The sequence below is a fragment of the Mesorhizobium sp. B2-6-4 genome (assembly GCF_006441495.1).
Classification (GTDB): Bacteria; Pseudomonadota; Alphaproteobacteria; order Rhizobiales; family Rhizobiaceae; genus Mesorhizobium.
Genome location: NZ_VFUE01000007.1, coordinates 173,063 through 190,742, shown reverse-complemented (window position 1 = coordinate 190,742; position 17,680 = coordinate 173,063). Strand labels below are relative to the sequence as shown.

18 protein-coding genes are annotated in these 17,680 nt (G+C 63.0%); 10 read left to right on the top strand and 8 right to left on the bottom strand.

The window, feature by feature from the left end; genetic code table 11:
• Positions 1 to 19 precede the first annotated feature (19 nt).
• Together FJ426_RS12045 and FJ426_RS12040 are read right to left on the bottom strand one after the other, a co-directional pair.
• Complete coding sequence (locus FJ426_RS12045; RefSeq protein WP_140560635.1) at positions 20 to 1,444, bottom strand: family 16 glycosylhydrolase; 1,425 nt, start codon at positions 1,442 to 1,444, stop codon at positions 20 to 22.
• Positions 1,445 to 1,851: 407 nt separating this feature from the next.
• Positions 1,852 to 2,730 carry a DMT family transporter gene (locus tag FJ426_RS12040; protein WP_140516990.1) on the bottom strand — a complete coding sequence of 293 codons (879 nt, stop codon included), beginning with the start codon at positions 2,728 to 2,730 and terminating at the stop codon, positions 1,852 to 1,854.
• Between the two features lie 277 nt (positions 2,731 to 3,007).
• On the opposite strand from FJ426_RS12040, the gene FJ426_RS12035 reads away from it, so the two are divergent.
• Both FJ426_RS12035 and FJ426_RS12030 read left to right on the top strand, forming a co-directional pair.
• A complete protein-coding gene (locus tag FJ426_RS12035) occupies positions 3,008 to 3,385 on the top strand; it encodes a gamma-glutamylcyclotransferase family protein (RefSeq protein ID WP_246675535.1) in 378 nt (125 codons plus the stop codon).
• Positions 3,386 to 3,571: 186 nt separating this feature from the next.
• A complete protein-coding gene (locus FJ426_RS12030; protein WP_181169647.1) occupies positions 3,572 to 4,093 on the top strand; it encodes a hypothetical protein in 522 nt (173 codons plus the stop codon).
• 61 nt (positions 4,094 to 4,154) lie between these two features.
• Here FJ426_RS12030 and FJ426_RS12025 read toward each other — a convergent pair whose 3' ends face one another.
• The gene (locus tag FJ426_RS12025) at positions 4,155 to 5,132 is read right to left on the bottom strand and encodes a zinc-binding dehydrogenase (protein ID WP_140560634.1); all 978 of its coding nucleotides are present in this window, start codon (positions 5,130 to 5,132) and stop codon (positions 4,155 to 4,157) included.
• A 97-nt stretch (positions 5,133 to 5,229) separates the two neighbouring features.
• Between FJ426_RS12025 and FJ426_RS12020 the strand changes: the two genes are divergently transcribed.
• The gene (locus FJ426_RS12020) at positions 5,230 to 5,631 is read left to right on the top strand and encodes a helix-turn-helix domain-containing protein (RefSeq protein WP_140560633.1); all 402 of its coding nucleotides are present in this window, start codon (positions 5,230 to 5,232) and stop codon (positions 5,629 to 5,631) included.
• A 53-nt stretch (positions 5,632 to 5,684) separates the two neighbouring features.
• Here the strand turns inward: FJ426_RS12020 and FJ426_RS12015 are convergent, their stop codons facing one another.
• Entirely contained in the window at positions 5,685 to 6,290 is a 606-nt protein-coding gene (locus FJ426_RS12015; RefSeq protein WP_140495977.1) for an NADPH-dependent FMN reductase, read from the bottom strand.
• A gap of 104 nt (positions 6,291 to 6,394) precedes the next feature.
• Here FJ426_RS12015 and FJ426_RS12010 point away from each other — a divergent pair, with 104 nt between their 5' ends.
• Positions 6,395 to 6,763, top strand: coding sequence for a helix-turn-helix domain-containing protein (locus FJ426_RS12010; protein ID WP_181165214.1), 369 nt, complete (start codon positions 6,395 to 6,397; stop codon positions 6,761 to 6,763).
• A gap of 94 nt (positions 6,764 to 6,857) precedes the next feature.
• Here FJ426_RS12010 and FJ426_RS12005 read toward each other — a convergent pair whose 3' ends face one another.
• Together FJ426_RS12005 and FJ426_RS12000 are read right to left on the bottom strand one after the other, a co-directional pair.
• Positions 6,858 to 7,253 (bottom strand): acyl-CoA thioesterase, encoded by a 396-nt coding sequence (locus FJ426_RS12005; protein ID WP_140560632.1) that lies wholly within the window; start codon positions 7,251 to 7,253, stop codon positions 6,858 to 6,860.
• A gap of 128 nt (positions 7,254 to 7,381) precedes the next feature.
• Positions 7,382 to 8,323 carry a phosphoribosylaminoimidazolesuccinocarboxamide synthase gene (locus FJ426_RS12000; protein WP_140560631.1) on the bottom strand — a complete coding sequence of 314 codons (942 nt, stop codon included), beginning with the start codon at positions 8,321 to 8,323 and terminating at the stop codon, positions 7,382 to 7,384.
• A 206-nt stretch (positions 8,324 to 8,529) separates the two neighbouring features.
• On the opposite strand from FJ426_RS12000, the gene FJ426_RS11995 reads away from it, so the two are divergent.
• The 3 genes from FJ426_RS11995 to FJ426_RS11985 are packed head-to-tail and all read left to right on the top strand — an operon-like array spanning position 8,530 to position 12,271.
• The gene (locus tag FJ426_RS11995) at positions 8,530 to 10,146 is read left to right on the top strand and encodes a GMC family oxidoreductase N-terminal domain-containing protein (protein ID WP_140560630.1); all 1,617 of its coding nucleotides are present in this window, start codon (positions 8,530 to 8,532) and stop codon (positions 10,144 to 10,146) included.
• Positions 10,143 to 11,357 carry a mandelate racemase/muconate lactonizing enzyme family protein gene (locus tag FJ426_RS11990; RefSeq protein WP_140560629.1) on the top strand — a complete coding sequence of 405 codons (1,215 nt, stop codon included), beginning with the start codon at positions 10,143 to 10,145 and terminating at the stop codon, positions 11,355 to 11,357. Before FJ426_RS11995 ends, FJ426_RS11990 begins: the two co-directional genes overlap by 4 nt.
• On the top strand, positions 11,354 to 12,271 hold the full coding sequence (locus tag FJ426_RS11985) for an NAD(P)-dependent oxidoreductase (protein ID WP_140560628.1): 918 nt from the start codon (positions 11,354 to 11,356) through the stop codon (positions 12,269 to 12,271). The genes FJ426_RS11990 and FJ426_RS11985 overlap by 4 nt, the downstream gene beginning before the upstream one ends.
• Before the next feature lie 90 nt (positions 12,272 to 12,361).
• Here FJ426_RS11985 and FJ426_RS11980 read toward each other — a convergent pair whose 3' ends face one another.
• On the bottom strand, positions 12,362 to 13,300 hold the full coding sequence (locus tag FJ426_RS11980; RefSeq protein ID WP_140560627.1) for a diacylglycerol kinase family protein: 939 nt from the start codon (positions 13,298 to 13,300) through the stop codon (positions 12,362 to 12,364).
• 795 nt (positions 13,301 to 14,095) lie between these two features.
• On the opposite strand from FJ426_RS11980, the gene FJ426_RS11975 reads away from it, so the two are divergent.
• From FJ426_RS11975 to FJ426_RS11965, 3 genes are all read left to right on the top strand, one after another.
• Complete coding sequence (locus FJ426_RS11975; RefSeq protein WP_140825214.1) at positions 14,096 to 15,226, top strand: hypothetical protein; 1,131 nt, start codon at positions 14,096 to 14,098, stop codon at positions 15,224 to 15,226.
• A gap of 208 nt (positions 15,227 to 15,434) precedes the next feature.
• The gene (locus FJ426_RS11970; RefSeq protein ID WP_140495985.1) at positions 15,435 to 15,950 is read left to right on the top strand and encodes a hypothetical protein; all 516 of its coding nucleotides are present in this window, start codon (positions 15,435 to 15,437) and stop codon (positions 15,948 to 15,950) included.
• Positions 15,951 to 16,101: 151 nt separating this feature from the next.
• On the top strand, positions 16,102 to 16,596 hold the full coding sequence (locus FJ426_RS11965) for a DUF2314 domain-containing protein (RefSeq protein WP_140495986.1): 495 nt from the start codon (positions 16,102 to 16,104) through the stop codon (positions 16,594 to 16,596).
• A gap of 16 nt (positions 16,597 to 16,612) precedes the next feature.
• Here the strand turns inward: FJ426_RS11965 and FJ426_RS11960 are convergent, their stop codons facing one another.
• Positions 16,613 to 17,581 (bottom strand): DUF3137 domain-containing protein, encoded by a 969-nt coding sequence (locus FJ426_RS11960; protein ID WP_140560713.1) that lies wholly within the window; start codon positions 17,579 to 17,581, stop codon positions 16,613 to 16,615.
• Positions 17,582 to 17,680 lie beyond the last annotated feature (99 nt).

The window sequence follows — 17,680 nt, the reverse complement described above, 5'->3', positions numbered from 1 at the left end:
TGTCCCGAGACATCGGCGCTCAGACCGAGTGGTCGCCCGCGACGTCCAGGGGGTGGTGCTGCAGGTCATCCAGCGTATAGGCGCGGATATAGTCGATCTTCATCTCCGCCGGCGTGGCGAGATGGTCGGGAGGCGCGCCGGCAAAACCGCCGACGGCTAGATCGGCCAGCATGTACATGGGCGTGTGCATGTCGGACGGCGTCGCGGCTTCGGCGACCTTTACGCCGTCATAGGTCCAGACGAGCGTATCCGGTGTCCACAGCAGGCCATAGGTATGGAAGCCGTCGGTGTCCGAAACATTCACCGAGGAAGAGACCTTGGTGTGCTGTCCCGTCTCGTTCGTGTGCGCCGTCATGATGAGCGTGTTCGGATCCTGCCCGCGCGCTTCCAGGACGTCCAGTTCCGGCGGCCACGAGCCGTCTTCCGGCAGCAGCCAGAAGGCCGGCCAGGCTCCGGCCGTTTCGGGCAGGTCCGCCCGCATTTCGAAATAGCCGTAGGTCTGCGAGAAGCTTTCGTGGGTCGTCAGGATGCCCGAGGTGTATTCGTAATTGTTGATCAGTGGCTTGATGTCTTCGGGCGCTTGCGCCGCAGTGATGGTGAGCACCCCGTTTTCCACGCTGAACGGGTGGACTGAGCTGGTCGGGCCGTAATTGGCGTCGATGTACCATTGCAGCTCCCCATTGCTGCTCAACGTGCTTCCGTTCGGCGCTCCCCACCAGAAGTTGGAATTCCAGGTGCCATCATGGCCGTTCCAAAGGCTGAGCGTGTTGAAGTCGTCGGAAAAGGACAGCGTCATTCCGGACTTGTCGATCGGCAGTTCGAACTGGCTGGGCGCCAGCTTGTCCACCGTCGTGTTGTTGAAGACCAGCACCTCGTCGGATCCGAGGTTCAGCAGAAGGTTCGATCCTGCCTGGGTCATATGTGCCTTGACGTCGTCGAAAGACATGAAGTCGTAGCCATTGAGGCGGACCGTGTCGTCCGCGCCGAAATCGGTGATCAGGTCGCTTCCATTGCCCTTGGTGATGATGAAAGTGTCGGCGCCGCTGCCGCCGATCAGCACGTCGTTGCCCTGACCGCCATCCAGCGTCTGATGGCCCGAGCCACCCTTGATGATGTTGTCCAACGCATTTCCGAACGCATAGCGATTGTTGCCGGTGACGACGAGATTCTCGAAATTGTCGGGGAGCTTGTAGCTCATCCATGTGTCGATCGTGTCGATGCCAGTCCCGGGATCCTCAACCACCTTGTTGTTGGTGGAATAGAGGTGATAGTAGTCGTCGCCCGCGCCGCCATAGATGGTGACGTTGACGCTGGCGTCCCCCCAGAAGGAGTCGTTGCCGGAGGTGCCGTGCAATTCCGGCCCGGATCCGGTCGCCGAGAACCAATGGGTGGACGTGCCCGTGTAGGGGAGAGGGATGCCTTTGGCGTTCACGACGGTGCTCATCAGGAAATCCTTTCCTCGCGCCTGTTCAGGTCATTCGAAACGGCAACCGCTTACGGAGCAACGTTGCCATGCACGATGTCGTTCCAGGAGCTTGCCACACAGTTCAGCATTACATCGACTGTTGGGTGACATTTTTCGAAACGAAAGCACTAGAGGCCAAGAAATGGTCTATAAATCGTAATGAAGTCAGTAAAACTTTTAATAAAATTTTCGCTTATACCGAGAAAACGGCGATATACTTGCTGCCACGCCTGGCGTAGGTCACAAAAAAGCGATTCCGGCTTTCTGGCGGGCCGTAACATTGCCGCTCTGGAGCGATGGGCGAATTCGAGGGCTGGCGCATCGAGCGAGGGAACAGGCCTCGGGCCGGCGGCGCAGTGCCTGCTATTTGTCGCAGGGGAACACCGTCAAACCGCGGCTTCGATCGGTTCGGAAAGCTTCGGGTTCGAGCGCGAGGCGATCAGGCAACTGGCCACGATGAGGCCCGCTCCCGCCAGCGTGGTCCAGGTCACCGCCTCGTCGAAGAAGAACCACCCAAGCGCAATCGCCCAGATGAAGGCGGAGTATTCGGTCGGGATCAGATATTGCGCTTCGGCGCGCGCGTAGGCCCAGCTCATCAGGAATTGGCCGGCGAGCGAAAGCGCCGTCACCCCGGCGAGAGGAAGCCAGAGCTCGCTTGGCAGCGCAATGGCAAGCCAGGGTGCCGCGAGACCGAGGATGACGGCAACGCAAAGGTTCTGGAACAGCATGATTTCGATCGGCTTGGCCAGCAGCGCCTGTTGCCGCGCGAGGATCAGATTGTAGGCGTAGAACACCGTCGATACCAGCACGGCGGCCGTGCCGAGCAGGGCATCCTCGGCATAGGTCGCATGCCCGAACTGTCCGGCTATTATGATTGCGACGCCGGCAATGCCGGCCAGCGATGCCCAGATCGCCTGTCGCTGTATCCGTTCGCCCAGCAACAGTGCGGCCAGCAGGAGCGCAAACAGCGGCGCCACGAAACTGAGGCCGATCGCCTCCGCCAGCGGCAGCCTGGCAAGCCCCCAGAAGAACGACAGCAAGACAATGCCGACAACAACGGCACGCAGCGCATGCAGCCTCAACACGGAAAGGGCGGGAAATGAACGCGACCCTGCCGACCAGCCGGCGCCCGCGACCACGGTTGCCAGCATGCTGCGCCATAGCACCGTGTTGTAGACGCCCACGGCAATGACCAGAACCTTCATCGCCGCATCCATCCCCGACAGAAGGAAGATGCCGAGCGCGCACACCAGCACCGGGATCATGGGGGAAACGACGCCTGCCAGGCTGGATGACTTCACGGGGCTTTGCTCATGTGATGGATCGCGGCCGGATATATCAGGGCAGAACGGCCGAGCCAGATGGCAGCTCCGCCCATATGGAGGGCCAACCCGTATCGGTCCGGCATCGCGCGAAAGCAACCTTCACAGCTCCACGCCTCAGCCCGGATACGATGCTGAATCCGCTGTCTTGCTCACTTCCGCTGCCCCGAACGCCGATGAAAACAGATGAACTCCCAAGCTTGGCCGGCGTTCCCCGCGCATGATGCGGAAACTCTTCGTGTTTGGTACCTTGAAGAAAGGCTTTCCCCTTCACGGCGAGGGTTTGTCCGAAGCCGCATTTCTGGGCGCCTACAGGACGCGAGAGCGCTTCCCGATGCTGATCGCTGGACCTCGCTTCGCTCCGATGATGTTCAATGAACCAGGCGTCGGCTTCCAGGTCGGCGGCGAACTCTACGCCGTGGACGATCGCGCCTTGGCAAACCTCGACAGGATCGAATCCGTTGGCAAGCCCGGAAATTTGCGCGTGCTGATCGAAGCAGAGCCTGTCGATGGCGGGCCGCCTGTCTCGGCGTATCTACATGAAATCCCGGCATCTCGCCGCGCCGATCCACTCCCGATATCTCAAAGACTACAATGATCGGCGCTTCGCGCTTTCATGGGGTGGCTAGAACAACTCCAGGAAACGTGCATGGCGTTTCCCGCCTGGTTCGGCTTTTCTGCGACGCCAAGTGGTTTCACCTCGCCACTGATGCTCCGGCACGTTTTAGCGCCAAGGGATTTTGAGCTAAGGTGACGCATCACCGATACGGCATAGAGCATTCTCATGACTGAACGTACCGGCGCCGGAGGCAGCAACACGGCAGTCGCAAGCGATCCTGCCGACGACGATCCTCGCCTGGCATTTATCTATCAGGAGGCAGTGCGAGGCCTCAATCATCAGCAGAATCTCGTCGAGAACATGAACACGCGCGCGGGCAGCCTCATCTTCGCCACCGCGTTTGTAAACTCGTTGCTTGGCGCAAGGGCGCTTTCCGACGGGCTCGGGCTCTGGGATTGGATCGCAGTGGCCCTGCTGTTCGGCATTGGCGGACTGATCGTCTTCCTGCTTTGGCCCTATCACAAATACACGTTCCGCTTCGATCCGGAAGAGCTGCTCCATCACTATGTCGATGGCGACAGGCCGCTGAAGATATCGGCCATGCAGCGCGCGCTTGCCCTTCGCATCAAGGCCGACATGGCCAGCAACTGGCGCATCATCCAGCGGCTTCGGGTAGCATTGCAGATCGCGCTGGTTCTTTTGTTGTTCGATATCCTGGCCTGGCTTTTCGCCGTCGCCGGCGTTTGACACGCACGATTTTGGGCCGAAGGCTATTTCTATCCCCAGCGGATTGCGCGGCAGCCCGACGCTAGGGTATCAGCACGACCTTGCCGATCGAGCGGTGCTCTTCGAGCAGGCGATGCGCCTCGCCGGCTTGGTCGAGCGGAAAGCGCCCACCAGTCGTGACGACAATGTCGCCGCTGGCAGCCAGATCGAAAAGCTCCGAAAGGCTCGCTCTCAGCACTCCAGGGGACAGCAGCGGGAGCAGCGCGAAGCCCTTCAACGACTGATTCCTGCCGATCATCGCCTCCAGCCGGGCAACGCCAAGCGCATAGCGGCCAAGTGCTGCAAACACGAGCTCGCCACCGGGCGCCAGGATATCGAGGAAGTCCCCGGTCATCGCTCCGCCGACGGTGTCATAGATCGTATCGAGACCACCCTGCGCGGCGTCTCTGGTTTCGGCCACCCAGTCTCCGGAATGACGATCGATGGCGATGTCGGCACCGTGCGACATGGCGACGTCGAGCTTGGCCTTGCCGCCGGCGAGCCCAATGACCCGGCGCGCGCCTTGGCGCTTCGCCAACTGGACGAGCAGCGAACCGACCCCGCCCGCGGCGGCGGGAACCAAAACCGTCCTGTTCGCCGGCGGACTTTGCCGCAACAGATGAAAGGCGGTCAGCCCCTGCACCATCAACGCCGTCGCCTCCTCGGACGAAAGCGGAGCCGGTAGGGGAAGGCCCAAGCCTGCGTCGATCGTCACATACTCGGCATAGCCGCCAAAGGGGCGTGTCGAGGCAAACAAGGGCGCGGCGATCCGGGTCCCGATCAGCGCACCGTCCACCCCTTGCCCGACGGCCTCGACGACGCCCGCCGCCTCGACGCCGGGAACCATCGGCAATTGCGGCGTCACCGCATAGCCATCCGCGCGCATCAGCACCTCGAAAAAGTTGATGCCGGCGGCATGAACGCGGATCAGCACCTCGCCGGCCTGCGGCTCCGGCGTCGGCAGGTCGACAATCTCCAGCACCTGGGGGCCGCCGAAACGGCTGAATTGTGCGGCTTTCATGGCAAACTCCGATCGCTATGGCATCGGCCGCGGTTTGCCACTATCTGCGAGACCTCGACTACACACTTATTTGTCCCCTGCTGACCAGGTGGTGACCATGGCCGGAATAACCAAGAGACTGCCGTTGCTGCCGGCGGAGCGTGCCCTGAAAGTGATCGCAGGGCGCTGGAAGGCGGTCATCCTCTACCATCTCTTCGACGGCCCAAGGCGGCTGACCGCACTCAAGGCGCTGATGCCGGGCATCACCCAGAAAGTGCTGATCCAGCAGCTCCGCGAAATGGAGGAGCACGGTCTCGTCAGCCGCGAAATCTTCGCCGAAGTGCCGTCGCGCGTCGAATATTCCGCCACGCCGCTCGGCCTCAGCCTCGAGCCCATCCTGCTGGCGCTGTGCCAGTGGGGCCAGCACCACGCCGACGAACTGAACGAAAAGCATCGCCTTGCTGACTGCGTCATCCGGCCACGGCCAGGGCGGGACGAGCAAGCAGCCTTCCGCAATTGAAAAGGGCGGCGCAAGCGCCGCCCCACATCCTTGGGAGGATGATTTCGAGGCGGTCAGGCCGCCTTGATTTCCTCGTCTATGGCGTCGGCCTGGCGCGCGGTCTTGAGCGCCTTGGCCCACCAGGCGACGTCGTTGACGAGCGCGGTCGCGGCCTGGTTCAGGTGCTCGATCTCCTCGAGCTTCTTCTCGCCCTGGCGCACCGCGAGGAAATCGCCCCAGGCGATATGGACGGCCGACTTGACCGGCGCCATCTGCAATTCGACCGCGTGGAGGCGCAGCTGCTCGACAGCGCGGGCACCGCCGACGCTGCCATAGCCGACGAAGCCGGCCGGCTTCTTGTTCCATTCATTGGCGGCGTAGTCGATGGCGTTCTTCAGCACGGCCGTCGGGCCGTGATTGTACTCGGCGGCGGTGAAGATGAAGCCGTCATATTCGGCGACCTTCTTCTGCCAGCGCTGCGCCACCTCGTTGGTCGATGGCACCCAGGCGGAGGATGCGACCTCGTCGAAGAAGGGCATCGGGAAATCGCGCAGGTCAACGACATCGACCTCGATATCGGCATGCGATTTGGCGATCTTGGCGATCCATTGGGTGGGCACGTCGGCGAAGCGCGCGGCGCGTGTCGAACCGACGATGATGGCGATCTTGGGTTTGGACATAGGGGCTCTCCTGGTAAGCAATTCCTGGGCAGGTAAGACTGGTATCGTTTGGATACCGGGGCTATATGAGTTCCTGTCAACTTCATGCGCAAGGAGGCACCTTTTTGTTACTGAGGAACCCGCACAACACCGAAGACTGCCGTGCCGTTTCGGAAATCCTGCAGCGCGTCGGCGACAAGTGGACCGTGCTCGTCGTCGGCAAGCTCGGCGACGGACCGCTGCGCTTCAATGAGCTGCGCGCGGCTGTCGGCGGCATCTCGCAGAAGATGCTGACCACCACCTTGCGAGGGCTGGAACGCGACGGTTTCGTCACCCGCACCGTGTTCCCGACCATTCCGCCGCGCGTCGACTACGAGCTGACCGAACTCGGCCATGAACTGCTGGTCCCCGTCAGCGCGCTCGGCGAATGGGCGCGCAGGAACACCACGCGCGTGCGGGCCGCGCGTGCGAAATTCGATGGCCTGCATGGCTGAAATTCTACAGTCGTTCAGCAATCATTGACTGATTGTCTTCGTGCCTGCACCGCCGCCGCAGGGCTGAAAGACAGTTTCACAGCGGTCCCAGGCTTTAGTTTTCGGCTGGAACGGCCTTCGGCTTGCCCTCGCCGTCCAGCGCCACCATGACGAAATCGGCGTGCGTGACCTTTTCCATCAGGTCGGAGAGATAGCGCTGCGCCCAGGCCTCGACCTTGAGCGTGATCGAGGTGCGTCCGACGCGCTCGACATGGGTGTAGATGCACAGCGTGTCGCCGATCTTCATCGGCTTGGCGAAGGACATCTCCTTGACCGCCGCCGTCACCACGCGGCCCTTGGCGCGCTCGGCGGCGCGGATGCCGCAGGCCAGGTCCATCTGCGCCATCACCCAGCCGCCGAAAATGTCGCCGGCGGCATTGGCGTCCGAAGGCATGGCCAGCGTGCGCAGCGTCAGATCGCCGATCGGCCGCCCGTCCGCGTAATGCACCATGCGAGTTATCCCCAGAGATTGACTGCCCTGATCCCGTATCGTCAAGGCGCCAACGCGTCAACGCGAGACGATCGCGATCCACGGCTCGGACCTTCATTTCGAGTCCCCCCGCAAGGGCTCGCGGCCTTCTATAAATAGCGCTCGAGGTTCGCTCGAATGCGATCGAGAACAGTATGCCCGGAAACGTCGGGGACGAACGTCTTGCCGGTGATGGCCTCGTAAGCCTGCGCATAGACTTTGGAGGCCTGTTCGACGATCTCATCCGGGATTTCCGGAATAGGCTCCCTGTAGGGATCGCAGCGCGCCGTCACCCACGACCGGATGAAATCCTTGTCGAAACTCTCCGGCCGAGTGCCGTTCGCCAGGGCCTGTTCGTAACTCCCGGCGATCCAGTACCGGCTGCTGTCGGGCGTGTGGATTTCGTCGGCCAGGATGATCGTCCTGTTTTGGTCGATGCCGAATTCGTATTTCGTGTCGGCGAGGATCAGGCCGCGTTCGGCGGCACGCGCCTGGCCGCGGGCGAACAGGTTCAAGGCGTAATCCGAGACGGTGTCCCACTGCGCCTGGGTGAGCAGGCCCTGTTCGATGATCTCGGTCCTGGACAGCGGCTCGTCATGGCCGCCATGCGCGGCCTTGCTGGTCGGCGTGATGATCGGTTCGGCCAGCTTCTCATTGTCGCGCAGGCCGTCCGGCAGCCGCATGCCATACATGTCCCGTTCGCCGCGACGATAGCGGGTCAGGATCGAGGTGCTGGTGGTGCCCGCCAGATAGCCGCGCACGACGATCTCGACCGGCAGGATGTCGAGCCTGGTGCCGACGACGACATTCGGGTCGGGATATTCGAGAACATGGTTCGGGCAGATATCGGCGGTTTCCTCGAACCAGTACCGCGCCGTCTGCGTCAGGACCTCGCCCTTGAACGGGATCGAGGTCAGGATGGTGTCGAAGGCGCTGAGGCGGTCTGTGGCGATGATGATGCGCCTCCCGTCCGGGAGGTCGTAATTCTCGCGGACCTTGCCCTTGTAGTGACCCGGCAGTTCGGGAATGAAAGCATCCGACAGGACGCGCATGGGATCTCCTGCCTTGCGCAGATTGGCCGATGTCCTCGCATAAGCTGTCGACCCCATGCGTATCAAGCGGGATTGTTAAGGGTTCCCCGCAACTGGATCCGGCATCGCGGTCGCTTTTTTCACAACGCATGCCGGAAGGCCCAGCGACGCGGCAAGCCCGCCCCGTCTAGGCTGCGGCCAGATTTCCGGAGCCGGCCATACCCATCATGCAGACCTACGACTTCATCATCGTCGGCTCCGGCTCGGCCGGTTCGGTGCTCGCCGATAAATTGTCGGCCTCGGGCCGCTTTTCGGTGCTTGTGCTCGAAGCCGGCGGCAGCGACCGCCGCTTCTACGTGCAGATGCCGCTCGGCTACGGCAAGACCTTCTTCGATCCCACGGTCAACTGGAACTACAAGACCGAGCCGGATACCGGTCTTGGCGGCGATGTCGACCACTGGCCGCGCGGCAAGTTGCTTGGCGGGTCCAGCTCGATCAACGCCATGGTGTGGATCCGCGGCGCGCGCGAGGATTTCGACGACTGGCGCGACGCGGGCAATCCCGGCTGGGGCTATGACGACCTGCTGCCGGCCTTCAAGGCGCTGGAGGACAATGAAGCCGGGGCCGACAGATGGCGTGGCAGAGGTGGCCCGCTGCACATCAGCGATACGTCTGATGCCGTCCACCCGCTGACGAGGCGCTACCTCGCCGCCGGCCAGCAGGCCGGCCTGCCGTTCAATCCCGATTTCAACGGCGCTGCACAGGAAGGCGTCGGCGTCTACCAGATCTCGACCCGCAACGGCCGCCGCATGTCGGCCGCGCGCGCCTTCCTGCGCCCGGCGATGAAGCGCGCAAACGTCCGTGTCGAGACCAACGCGCTGGCAAGCCGCATCCTGTTCGAAGGCAAGCGTGCCGTCGGGGTCGAATATTTACAGAACGGCCAGACGAAAACGGCCCGCGCGGGCCGCGAAATCATCCTGTCCGCCGGCTCGATCAACTCGCCACAGCTTCTGCAACTCTCCGGCGTCGGTCCGGCGGCGCTGCTCCACGGGCTGGGCATCCCGGTCATTCACGCCAACGAGAATGTCGGCGCCAATCTGCAGGACCATGTCGGCATCAACTACACCTTCAAGGGCAGGTTGCCGACGCTGAACCAGATCCTGCGTCCCTGGTGGGGCAAGCTCATGGTCGGCATGCAGTACATCCTGACGCGTTCCGGCCCGCTGTCGCTGTCGATGAACCACGGCGGTGGCTTCTTCCGCACCGACCCGGCCTTTTCGCGCCCCAACATGCAGCTCTATTTCCAGGCGTTTTCGACCGTCATCCCGAAGAGTGGCGAGCGCCCGATCCTGACGCCGGACCCTTGGCCTGGCTTCTCCATCGGCTTGTCCAACTGCCGCCCGTCGAGCCGCGGCGAGATCATGATCCGCTCCAGCAATCCGTTGGACCATCCCAAGATCGCCGCCAACGCCTATTCGACCAATGCCGATGTCGAGGAGATGCTGGCGGCGGTGAAATTCGTGCGCAAGATCGCCTCGATGCCGGCTATGGCCGAGATCATCGCGGAGGAGGTTTTGCCAGGCCCATCAATCACTTCGGACGCCGACCTGATCACGGATTTCAGGAAACGCTCCGGCACCGTCTATCATCCGGTTTCGACCTGCCGCATGGGACCCGATCCCGCGCGCGCCGTGGTCGATCCGCGGCTCAAGGTACATGGGCTAGAAGGCTTGCGCGTGATCGACGCCTCGATCTTTCCCGACAACATAACCGGCAACACCAACGCCGCCTCGATCCTGACCGGATGGAAAGGCGCCGAACTGGTTCTGGAGGACCAAGAATGAAGATCACTGACGTCAAGACCTGGGTTGTCGGCAATCCGCCGCCCGGCATCGGCGGCAAGTATTTCATCTTCGTCAAGCTCGTCACCGATGGCGGCGTGGTCGGATATGGCGAAGCCTACAACGCCACCTTCTCCGCCCATGTCACGGCCAGAATGGTCGAGGACATGGCCGAGCGCTATCTCGTCGGCCGCGATCCGCACGACATCGAGAATTTCTTTCGCCGCGCCTATTCCTCCGGCTTCACGCAGCGGCCAGACGTGTCCGGCATGGGCTGCTTCTCGGCGCTGGAAATGGCCTGCTGGGACATTATTGGCAAGGAAGCGGACAAACCCGTCTACAAGCTGCTCGGGGGCCAGGTGCACGAGACGCTGCGCTCCTACACTTACCTCTATCCGCATACCGGCAGCGTCCATTCCGAGGACGCCCCGGACGGCAGGAATGTCTACAACGACCCCGAAATGGCGGCGGCCTGCGCGCTCGAATATGTCGAGCAGGGCTTCAATGCCGTCAAGCTCGACCCGGCCGGTCCCTACACCGCCTTTGACGGCCACCAGCCGCGCCTGCTCGACATCGACGTCTCGACCCGCATGATCAAGGCGATCCGCGAGGCGGTCGGCACGCGTGCCGACATATTGTTCGGCACGCACGGCCAGTTCACCGCCTCCGGCGCCCTGCGCCTTGCCCGTGCCATCGAGCCCTATGACCCCTTGTGGTTCGAGGAGCCGGTGCCGCCCGATATGCCCGAAGTCATGGCGCAGGTCGCCCGCGCGACTTCCATCCCGATCGCCACCGGCGAACGGCTGACGACCAAGTTCGAATTCGCCCGCGTCATCGAGAACCGCGCCGCGACCATATTGCAGCCGGACCTCGGCCGCTCCGGCGGCATTCTCGAAACCAAGAAGATCGCCGCCATGGCCGAGGCCTACCACATCCAGATCGCACCGCATTGTTATTGCGGACCGATCGTCGGCGCCGCCAACATCCAGCTGGCGGTGACGCTGCCCAACTTCCTGATCCTGGAATCGCTGAAGCAGTGGGACGGTTTCCACGCCACGTTGCTCAAGAAGAAGATCGAGTGGCAGGACGGCAATGTCATCCCGTCAAAGGAGCCCGGCCTCGGCGTCGAACTGAATGAAGACGTCTGCGACGCCTATCCCTACACCGGCAAGGACCTGCATTTGCAGATGATGCAAACGCCGTTGATTCCGTGAGCGAAGGCTACGCCTTCATCGGCCTTGGTCATCTCGGCGGCAAGCTAGCCGCCAGCCTGGTCCGAAATGGTTTTGCCGTCACCGTGTTCGACCGGGAGCCCACCGCCGTCCAGCGCCTCGTGGCGCTCGGCGCTATTGCTGCCGGCAGCCCCGCCGAGGCGGCTGAGCGGGCGGGCAATGCCATAACTTGCCTGCCATCGCCGAAGGCCAGCGAGGCGGTTCTCGCCGGGCCTGTTGGACTGCTCAACGGCCTCCCCGCCGGCGGCACCTGGATTGAGATGTCGACCAATGGCCGCGACGAGATCGTGCGCCTCGCGGGCCTCGCCTCGGCCAGGGGAATCGAGACCTTGGAATGCCCGGTCACCGGTGGCGTGCATCTGGCGGCGGCTGGGAAAATCACCGCGCTGGTCGGTGGCGATGCCGATCTTTACGGGCGTCATCGCCCTGCCATCGATGCGATGTGCGCGAAGTCGTTCCTGATGGGCCCGATCGGCTCGGCGGCGGTGATCAAGGTCATCACCAACATGCTGGCCTTCATCCATCTCGTCGCCGCCGGTGAGGCGCTGATGCTGGCTAGGCAAGGCGGGCTCGACCTCGCCCAAGCCTATCACGCCATCGTTGCCTCCTCCGGCAACAGCTTCGTCCACGAAACCGAAAGCCAACTCATCCTGAACGGCTCCTACGACATCGGCTTCACCATGGACCTGGCGCTGAAGGACCTCGGCTTCGCGCTGGGCATGGGTCGGGATTTCGGTGTGCCGGTGGAACTGGCATCGCGCGTCAATGCGATTTTCGAGCAGGGCAAGGCGGCTTACGGCGGCGGCGCCTGGTCGACCCAGATCGTCAAATTGCTCGAGGACGCTGTCGGCGCCGACCTGCGCGCGCCCGGTTTTCCGTCCAAACTGGAAATCTGAATCCGGGAAACTTCAAGCGGTTTCAAAAGGTTGAGCGTTCATCTGGAATCAGGACCGGAGCGACCTGAATCAAAGCCGCAACGTCTTGATTCAATATCTGAGCGTCAGAGCGCCGGGCAGGATCTCGAAGGTCGCTGGTATGCGCCCGGGCGACTCGCCGTCGATGTCGACCAGCGCGCCGTTCCTTTCCACGTCGCCGAGCGGTTCGACAACCACTTTCTTGCCGCGCAGGATGGTGATGGCCGGATGGTTGCGATGCCTGCCGCCATAGAGCAGGCGGATATCCCAGATCAGCTTCAGCTTGCTGGCCGCGCGCAGGATGACGATGTCGAATTGGCCGTCGGTCAGTTCGGCGTCCGGCGCGATCATCATGCCGCCGCCGAAGAATTTGCCATTGGCCACCGCGACCAGTGCCATGCGCGCCTCGACCGGCGCGCCGTCATCGACTGAAATCGTTACATCCTGGAACCGGTAGCGGGCGAATTCGACCACGGTGCGACACAGGAACAACGTCTTGGCCGCAACCTTGCCCTTGCGCTTGTCGGCGTTGACGGCGCGATCGGTAGCGCCCGAGAGCCCCAGGCTCGCAATGTTGACGAAGTGCCGGCTGGCCAGCGCGCCATGGTCGTCGATATAGCAGATGCGCCCTGCATCGACCGCCCTGCCCTTGGCCCCGGCGATCCGCTTCAGCGTCGCGTCCACCTCCTTCGGCAGGCCGAGCCCGCGCGCGAAATCGATACCCGTGCCGCACGGCAGCAGACCGAGTTCGGACGCGCGGCCGTTTTCCTTGGACGCCTGCAACAGGCCGTCGGCCACCTCGCTGGCCGTGCCGTCGCCACCGGCCGCGATCACCAGGTCGAACCCGTTTGCCGCGAGGTCGAGCGCCAGCCTTTCGGCATCGCCTTCGGCCTGCGTTTCGCGCAGTTCGAAATCGCCGAAGTGATTGTTCAACGAGGCGGCGACCTCGGACCAGTGCCGTTTCAGCCAGCCGCCGCCGGCAATCGGATTGAGCACCACCCCGACCTTCAATGCGCATCCCTCCCCGCAAGGCGCCGGGCACGCACTGCCCGATCCTTTGCCGGCATTGAAGCCCGCGCCCGTTGGCGGAGCAATAGGCGCTCTCGGTTCGCGTGCCGAAAAAGCAGGGCAGGCTGTCTAAGGCCTTGGTGCCTGAAATTCCGAGGCTTCTGGCAATGGTCCCCGATAATCCCGCTATCCACAGGCCCGCGGGCATTCCCCAACATCCTTGGCCGGCGTAAGTTAACCCATCTCAGGCGGCTACCGATCGCCCAGCCGAAAGGCGAAGCTGAAAGGCGGATTTCCTGAGGCCCGTACGGCCCGAAGCGAGAGCAGGCTCGCCTGCTTCGAGGGACGGAAGCCGAGACCTACGGGGCCGCGGAAAGCGTGCCAACGCCGACGGCGGACCGATGCTGCCATGAAGGACGGCAAAAACCTTCGATGGCCGCAGGGCAAAGCCCGCAAGGGTGGAGACCGGCGTGGTCTGGAACGGGCGCGGCCTTCGGGCGGCGACTGGCAGGACCGTCAAAATCAAGGCCGGCTTGGTGCGACGACTTTAGGGGAGTTGCTGCCGTGACCGTGTCCTGGTCTGACAGGGAGGCGCTGGGAGAAATCCCGGCGCCGACTGTCTTTTTCCCTCCCGCTCAAGCGCCTTCCCGGCGAAGTTGCGGGCGCCGCTTCACCGCGCGCCAAAATCGGTTAGTATCGCCGTGTCAGAGTCCGTTTGCGTTTGCAGGCGGGTTCGCTGAAGGGGGATACTTCATGACATTGATCCAGAAGCTTGCCGCCGCCATGGCCTGACCGGCCATGGTCCTGTTTCGCTTCATGAAGCGTATCATCAGGACGATCCTCTGGCTGATCGTCATCATTGTCCTGATCCCGATCGCCGGGCTGGCCTACGGTTTCCTGACGACGCCGTCGCTGGACAAGACACCGTTGCCGGGTATCGCCGAAGGTGCACCGCCGCCGGCGCTCGCCGCCAGGGTGCGCGCCGAAATCCCCGGCTACCAGCGACCTGAGGAATCGACCTTCCTCACCTACCCGGAATGGGTGATCGTCTATGCTGCGCGCGAATATGCCGGCTTCGTCGCCAAGGACCAGCCGAGCGGCTTTCCCTATTTCGCCTATGTCGGCCGCTTCTGGCAGGACTACGCCATGGTGATCCGCGCCAGCTCCGCCTACAAGTTCAACTACGCCAACCACCAGATGCCGGTCGTCATCGGCACCAGCCACACGATCGAGCATGCCCTGCAATGGGCTTATGAAAACACGATCGGCCGCATCACCGAGGCGATTGCGGGCAGGCGCACGGCGACTGACATCTACCAGGGCAAGGTGGCGGCCGAATACGCCGCCTTCCTCGACCAGGGGCCGTGGTACCAGTTTCCGTATGCCGAGAAGCGCGCCGGGCTTTTCGCCGTCCAGCCGGCGCCGGGCGACAGCGCCGTGCGCTCCAGCGAACGAAAGCTTGCCTTCGGCCTCGCCGACACTATCAAGCAGTTCTCTGCCGACCTGATCAGACAGGCGCTCGCGGCAACATCCGATCCGGCCTTGCTCGACGTCCATGTCTGGGCCAAGGGGCCGGTCGGCGAAGCGACGCGCAACGAAGCCGACACCTTGCTCGAACGCGACTACGGCCCCGACGGCACCGTCTTCGTCACCAAGCGCTACCAGGTGTTCACCGAGATGATCCCGCGCCTGATCGACAAGGGCGTCTCATTCGTCGAGATCGGCGGCAATGACGAGATCATGATCACCGTGCTCTCCACGGATTCGATCGCCATCCCCGAAGGCATGCGCATCCTGTTCAGCTATCCGCTGCCGGCCGATCCATCGACACGCCGCACCGGCATGGTCGTAGCCGTACCCAGGCTGCATCTGGTGTTGCCGGCGCTGATCAAGTCAGGCGCCAGGCTGGAGCACGTCTACGACTACTGAGGCCTTTCCGCCTCGCTCCGCCGAGAACCGCAGTCTGGAGCGCCACGCCACGCTCATTTCACAATCGCGGCCAAATCCCGCCTTGTTCGCGGGCGATGGACTGTCGCATGTCGCCCAAAGCGTGCCCGCGGGCTCCGCTCAGGGACCGGTTTGGACAGCGACATGCACCTGAATGGGCTGCCGAGGGGCACATCGAGGGGACGAGACCGTGATCAAGACCGCCCTTGTCGCCATGACCATCGTCGGCTGCGACTGCGACGCCAAGCTTTGCGAATATATCGGCGAGACGCCGGCCAAATGGTCGACCATCGCCGAGTGCGAAGCGGCGATGAAGAGCCAGATGCTGCACGAGCGCAATTTCAACTATCCGCTCGTCTCTGGCATCTGCCGCGCGAAAGGTTCCGCGTCCTCCTCGCAACTGGCCGCGACCGCTTCGCGCCCGGAGCTGAGGCCCGCCAGCCGCGCCGTTGAACCGACGCTGCCGCCCGAGCTGAGCCACAGGCCGACGGTCCCGGTCGGCTCGCCGACGACGGCGATGGAAGCGGCCGCCGCGCGGCCGGTCGCCTATGAACAGGTGGTCGATGGCGGCACCGGCGTGCTCTATCGTACGAAAAACGGCTATGCCGTCGTCAAGACCGATCTTGGCCGCGCTGTATCGGCGACCGCCGACATGGCCAAGCGGTCAGCCAACTGGCTGGCTGGCCTGGTGCCGAGCAAGCTGTAGGGACGAAACTTTCTTCACCGGCGTCACCATCCCGGTCTGTCATCAACGGTCGCCGCCACCTTGGACCTGAAGAGACAAGACTCGCGCAAAGGTTGCAAACCGGATGGGGATGCAGCATTGTGTCGACCGCAACGATGAAGGGGGGCCTTCCATGAAACCAGCGGTTCGAACTGCGGCAGCCTTGATGCTGGCGCTTGCTCCGGGATCGGTCGGCGCGCAAGGCGTGGATCCAGGTGACGACAAGGGGATCATCTTCGCTCCGGGCGATCCCGACATGGCGGCGGCGACCGCGCAGGCGCTCGCCGGCCTCGATGAATTCCTGGCACTGTCCGAAATGCCTCCCTCCGGCACAGGTAGGTTCAAGTTGAAGGTCAAGGTGCGGGATGGGCATGTCACCGAGCACTTCTGGGTCATACCGTTCCGCCGTGCCGGGACAGGGTTTGTCGGCATATTGGCCAATGAGCCGGAGGCCGTGCACAACGTCGTGCTCGGCCAGAACATAGAATTCACCAGGGACGACATTTCCGACTGGGGATATACGCGGGACGGCCATCAGGTCGGCAGCTTCACGATCTGCGTGATGTTCAAGCGAATGTCGAAAGAAGAGGCGGACAACATGCGCGAAAAGTACGGCTTCGATTGCTGACGGGAACGCCGGCTGATCAAGCCGCTTCGTCCCTGGCGCCGATCTTGCGCACCAGCGCTGCCGTCGCCAGCATCGCGCCCATATCCGATATCATCGGCGCGACATGGGTCTGGTAGTCCAGTGGCACCGAAATGGCGGGCAATTCGAAGAAATTCTTCGCCTGCGGCAGGAGCAGAAAACCGTCGCTGCCGTTGAGGGCCACGCGCGCGGGTTCCTCCGGCCAGGTTTCGCCCAGCCATTTCAGCGCTTGCGCCAACCGGCCGGTCACCAATGGCTGCGCCGCCTCGGCATTGTCGGTGCGGAACTCATAGGCGGCATCCAGTTCCGGCACGCCGGATGACAGTTCCTGCATCTTGCTGGCGAACATGCCACGGAAGAAGCCGACGACGGCATTGGTCCGCCGCGTCGCCACCAATATTCCCGGAAACGGTTCGATGGCTTCGAAGGCGACGATCACGCCTTTGAAGGCCGTCGATGAGCCCTTGCCTGTCCCTTCCCGCAGTTCCGCTTCGTAGAGCTCGAACGAAAACTCTTCGTAGCGGCCGGAAACGACATCGTCGAACGACTCCCGGTTGAACGGCCCGACCGCCTCGCGCGGCAGCCGGTCGAAGGAATTTGGCCGCCCGCCATGCGCGTAGCGCACGTCGCGGATGAAGCCGAAGATGATGGGCAGCAGTGTTTTGCGAAATGATTGCTGCAGCCGCGTCGCCGGCTTCATCGCCTGGAAATAAAGCAGGATCGAAGCTGCGAAACCGACGACATAGAGGAACACATGCGGCGTCGAGAACCATTGCTCGTTGGGATCGGCGACCTTGTTGAACAGCCAGGCGATCAGCACTACCGTCGCCAGCACCAAACCGACGAACAGCGGCACCCGCCAGCGTACCTGCCGCACCACGGAGGCCCGCGCCGCTTCATAAGCCTCGATGTTTTTCCGGATGCCGGCAACCACGGCGTCGCCGGGCATGAAATCCGCTGTTTCCACCGCCACCCCCGCTTGCCTGGACCGGTTCATGATAGCCGGTTTTGTCTGAAGTATCGACTGTGGCGCCTCTTCAACAGATGCTTGCGCCGCCCCTTCATT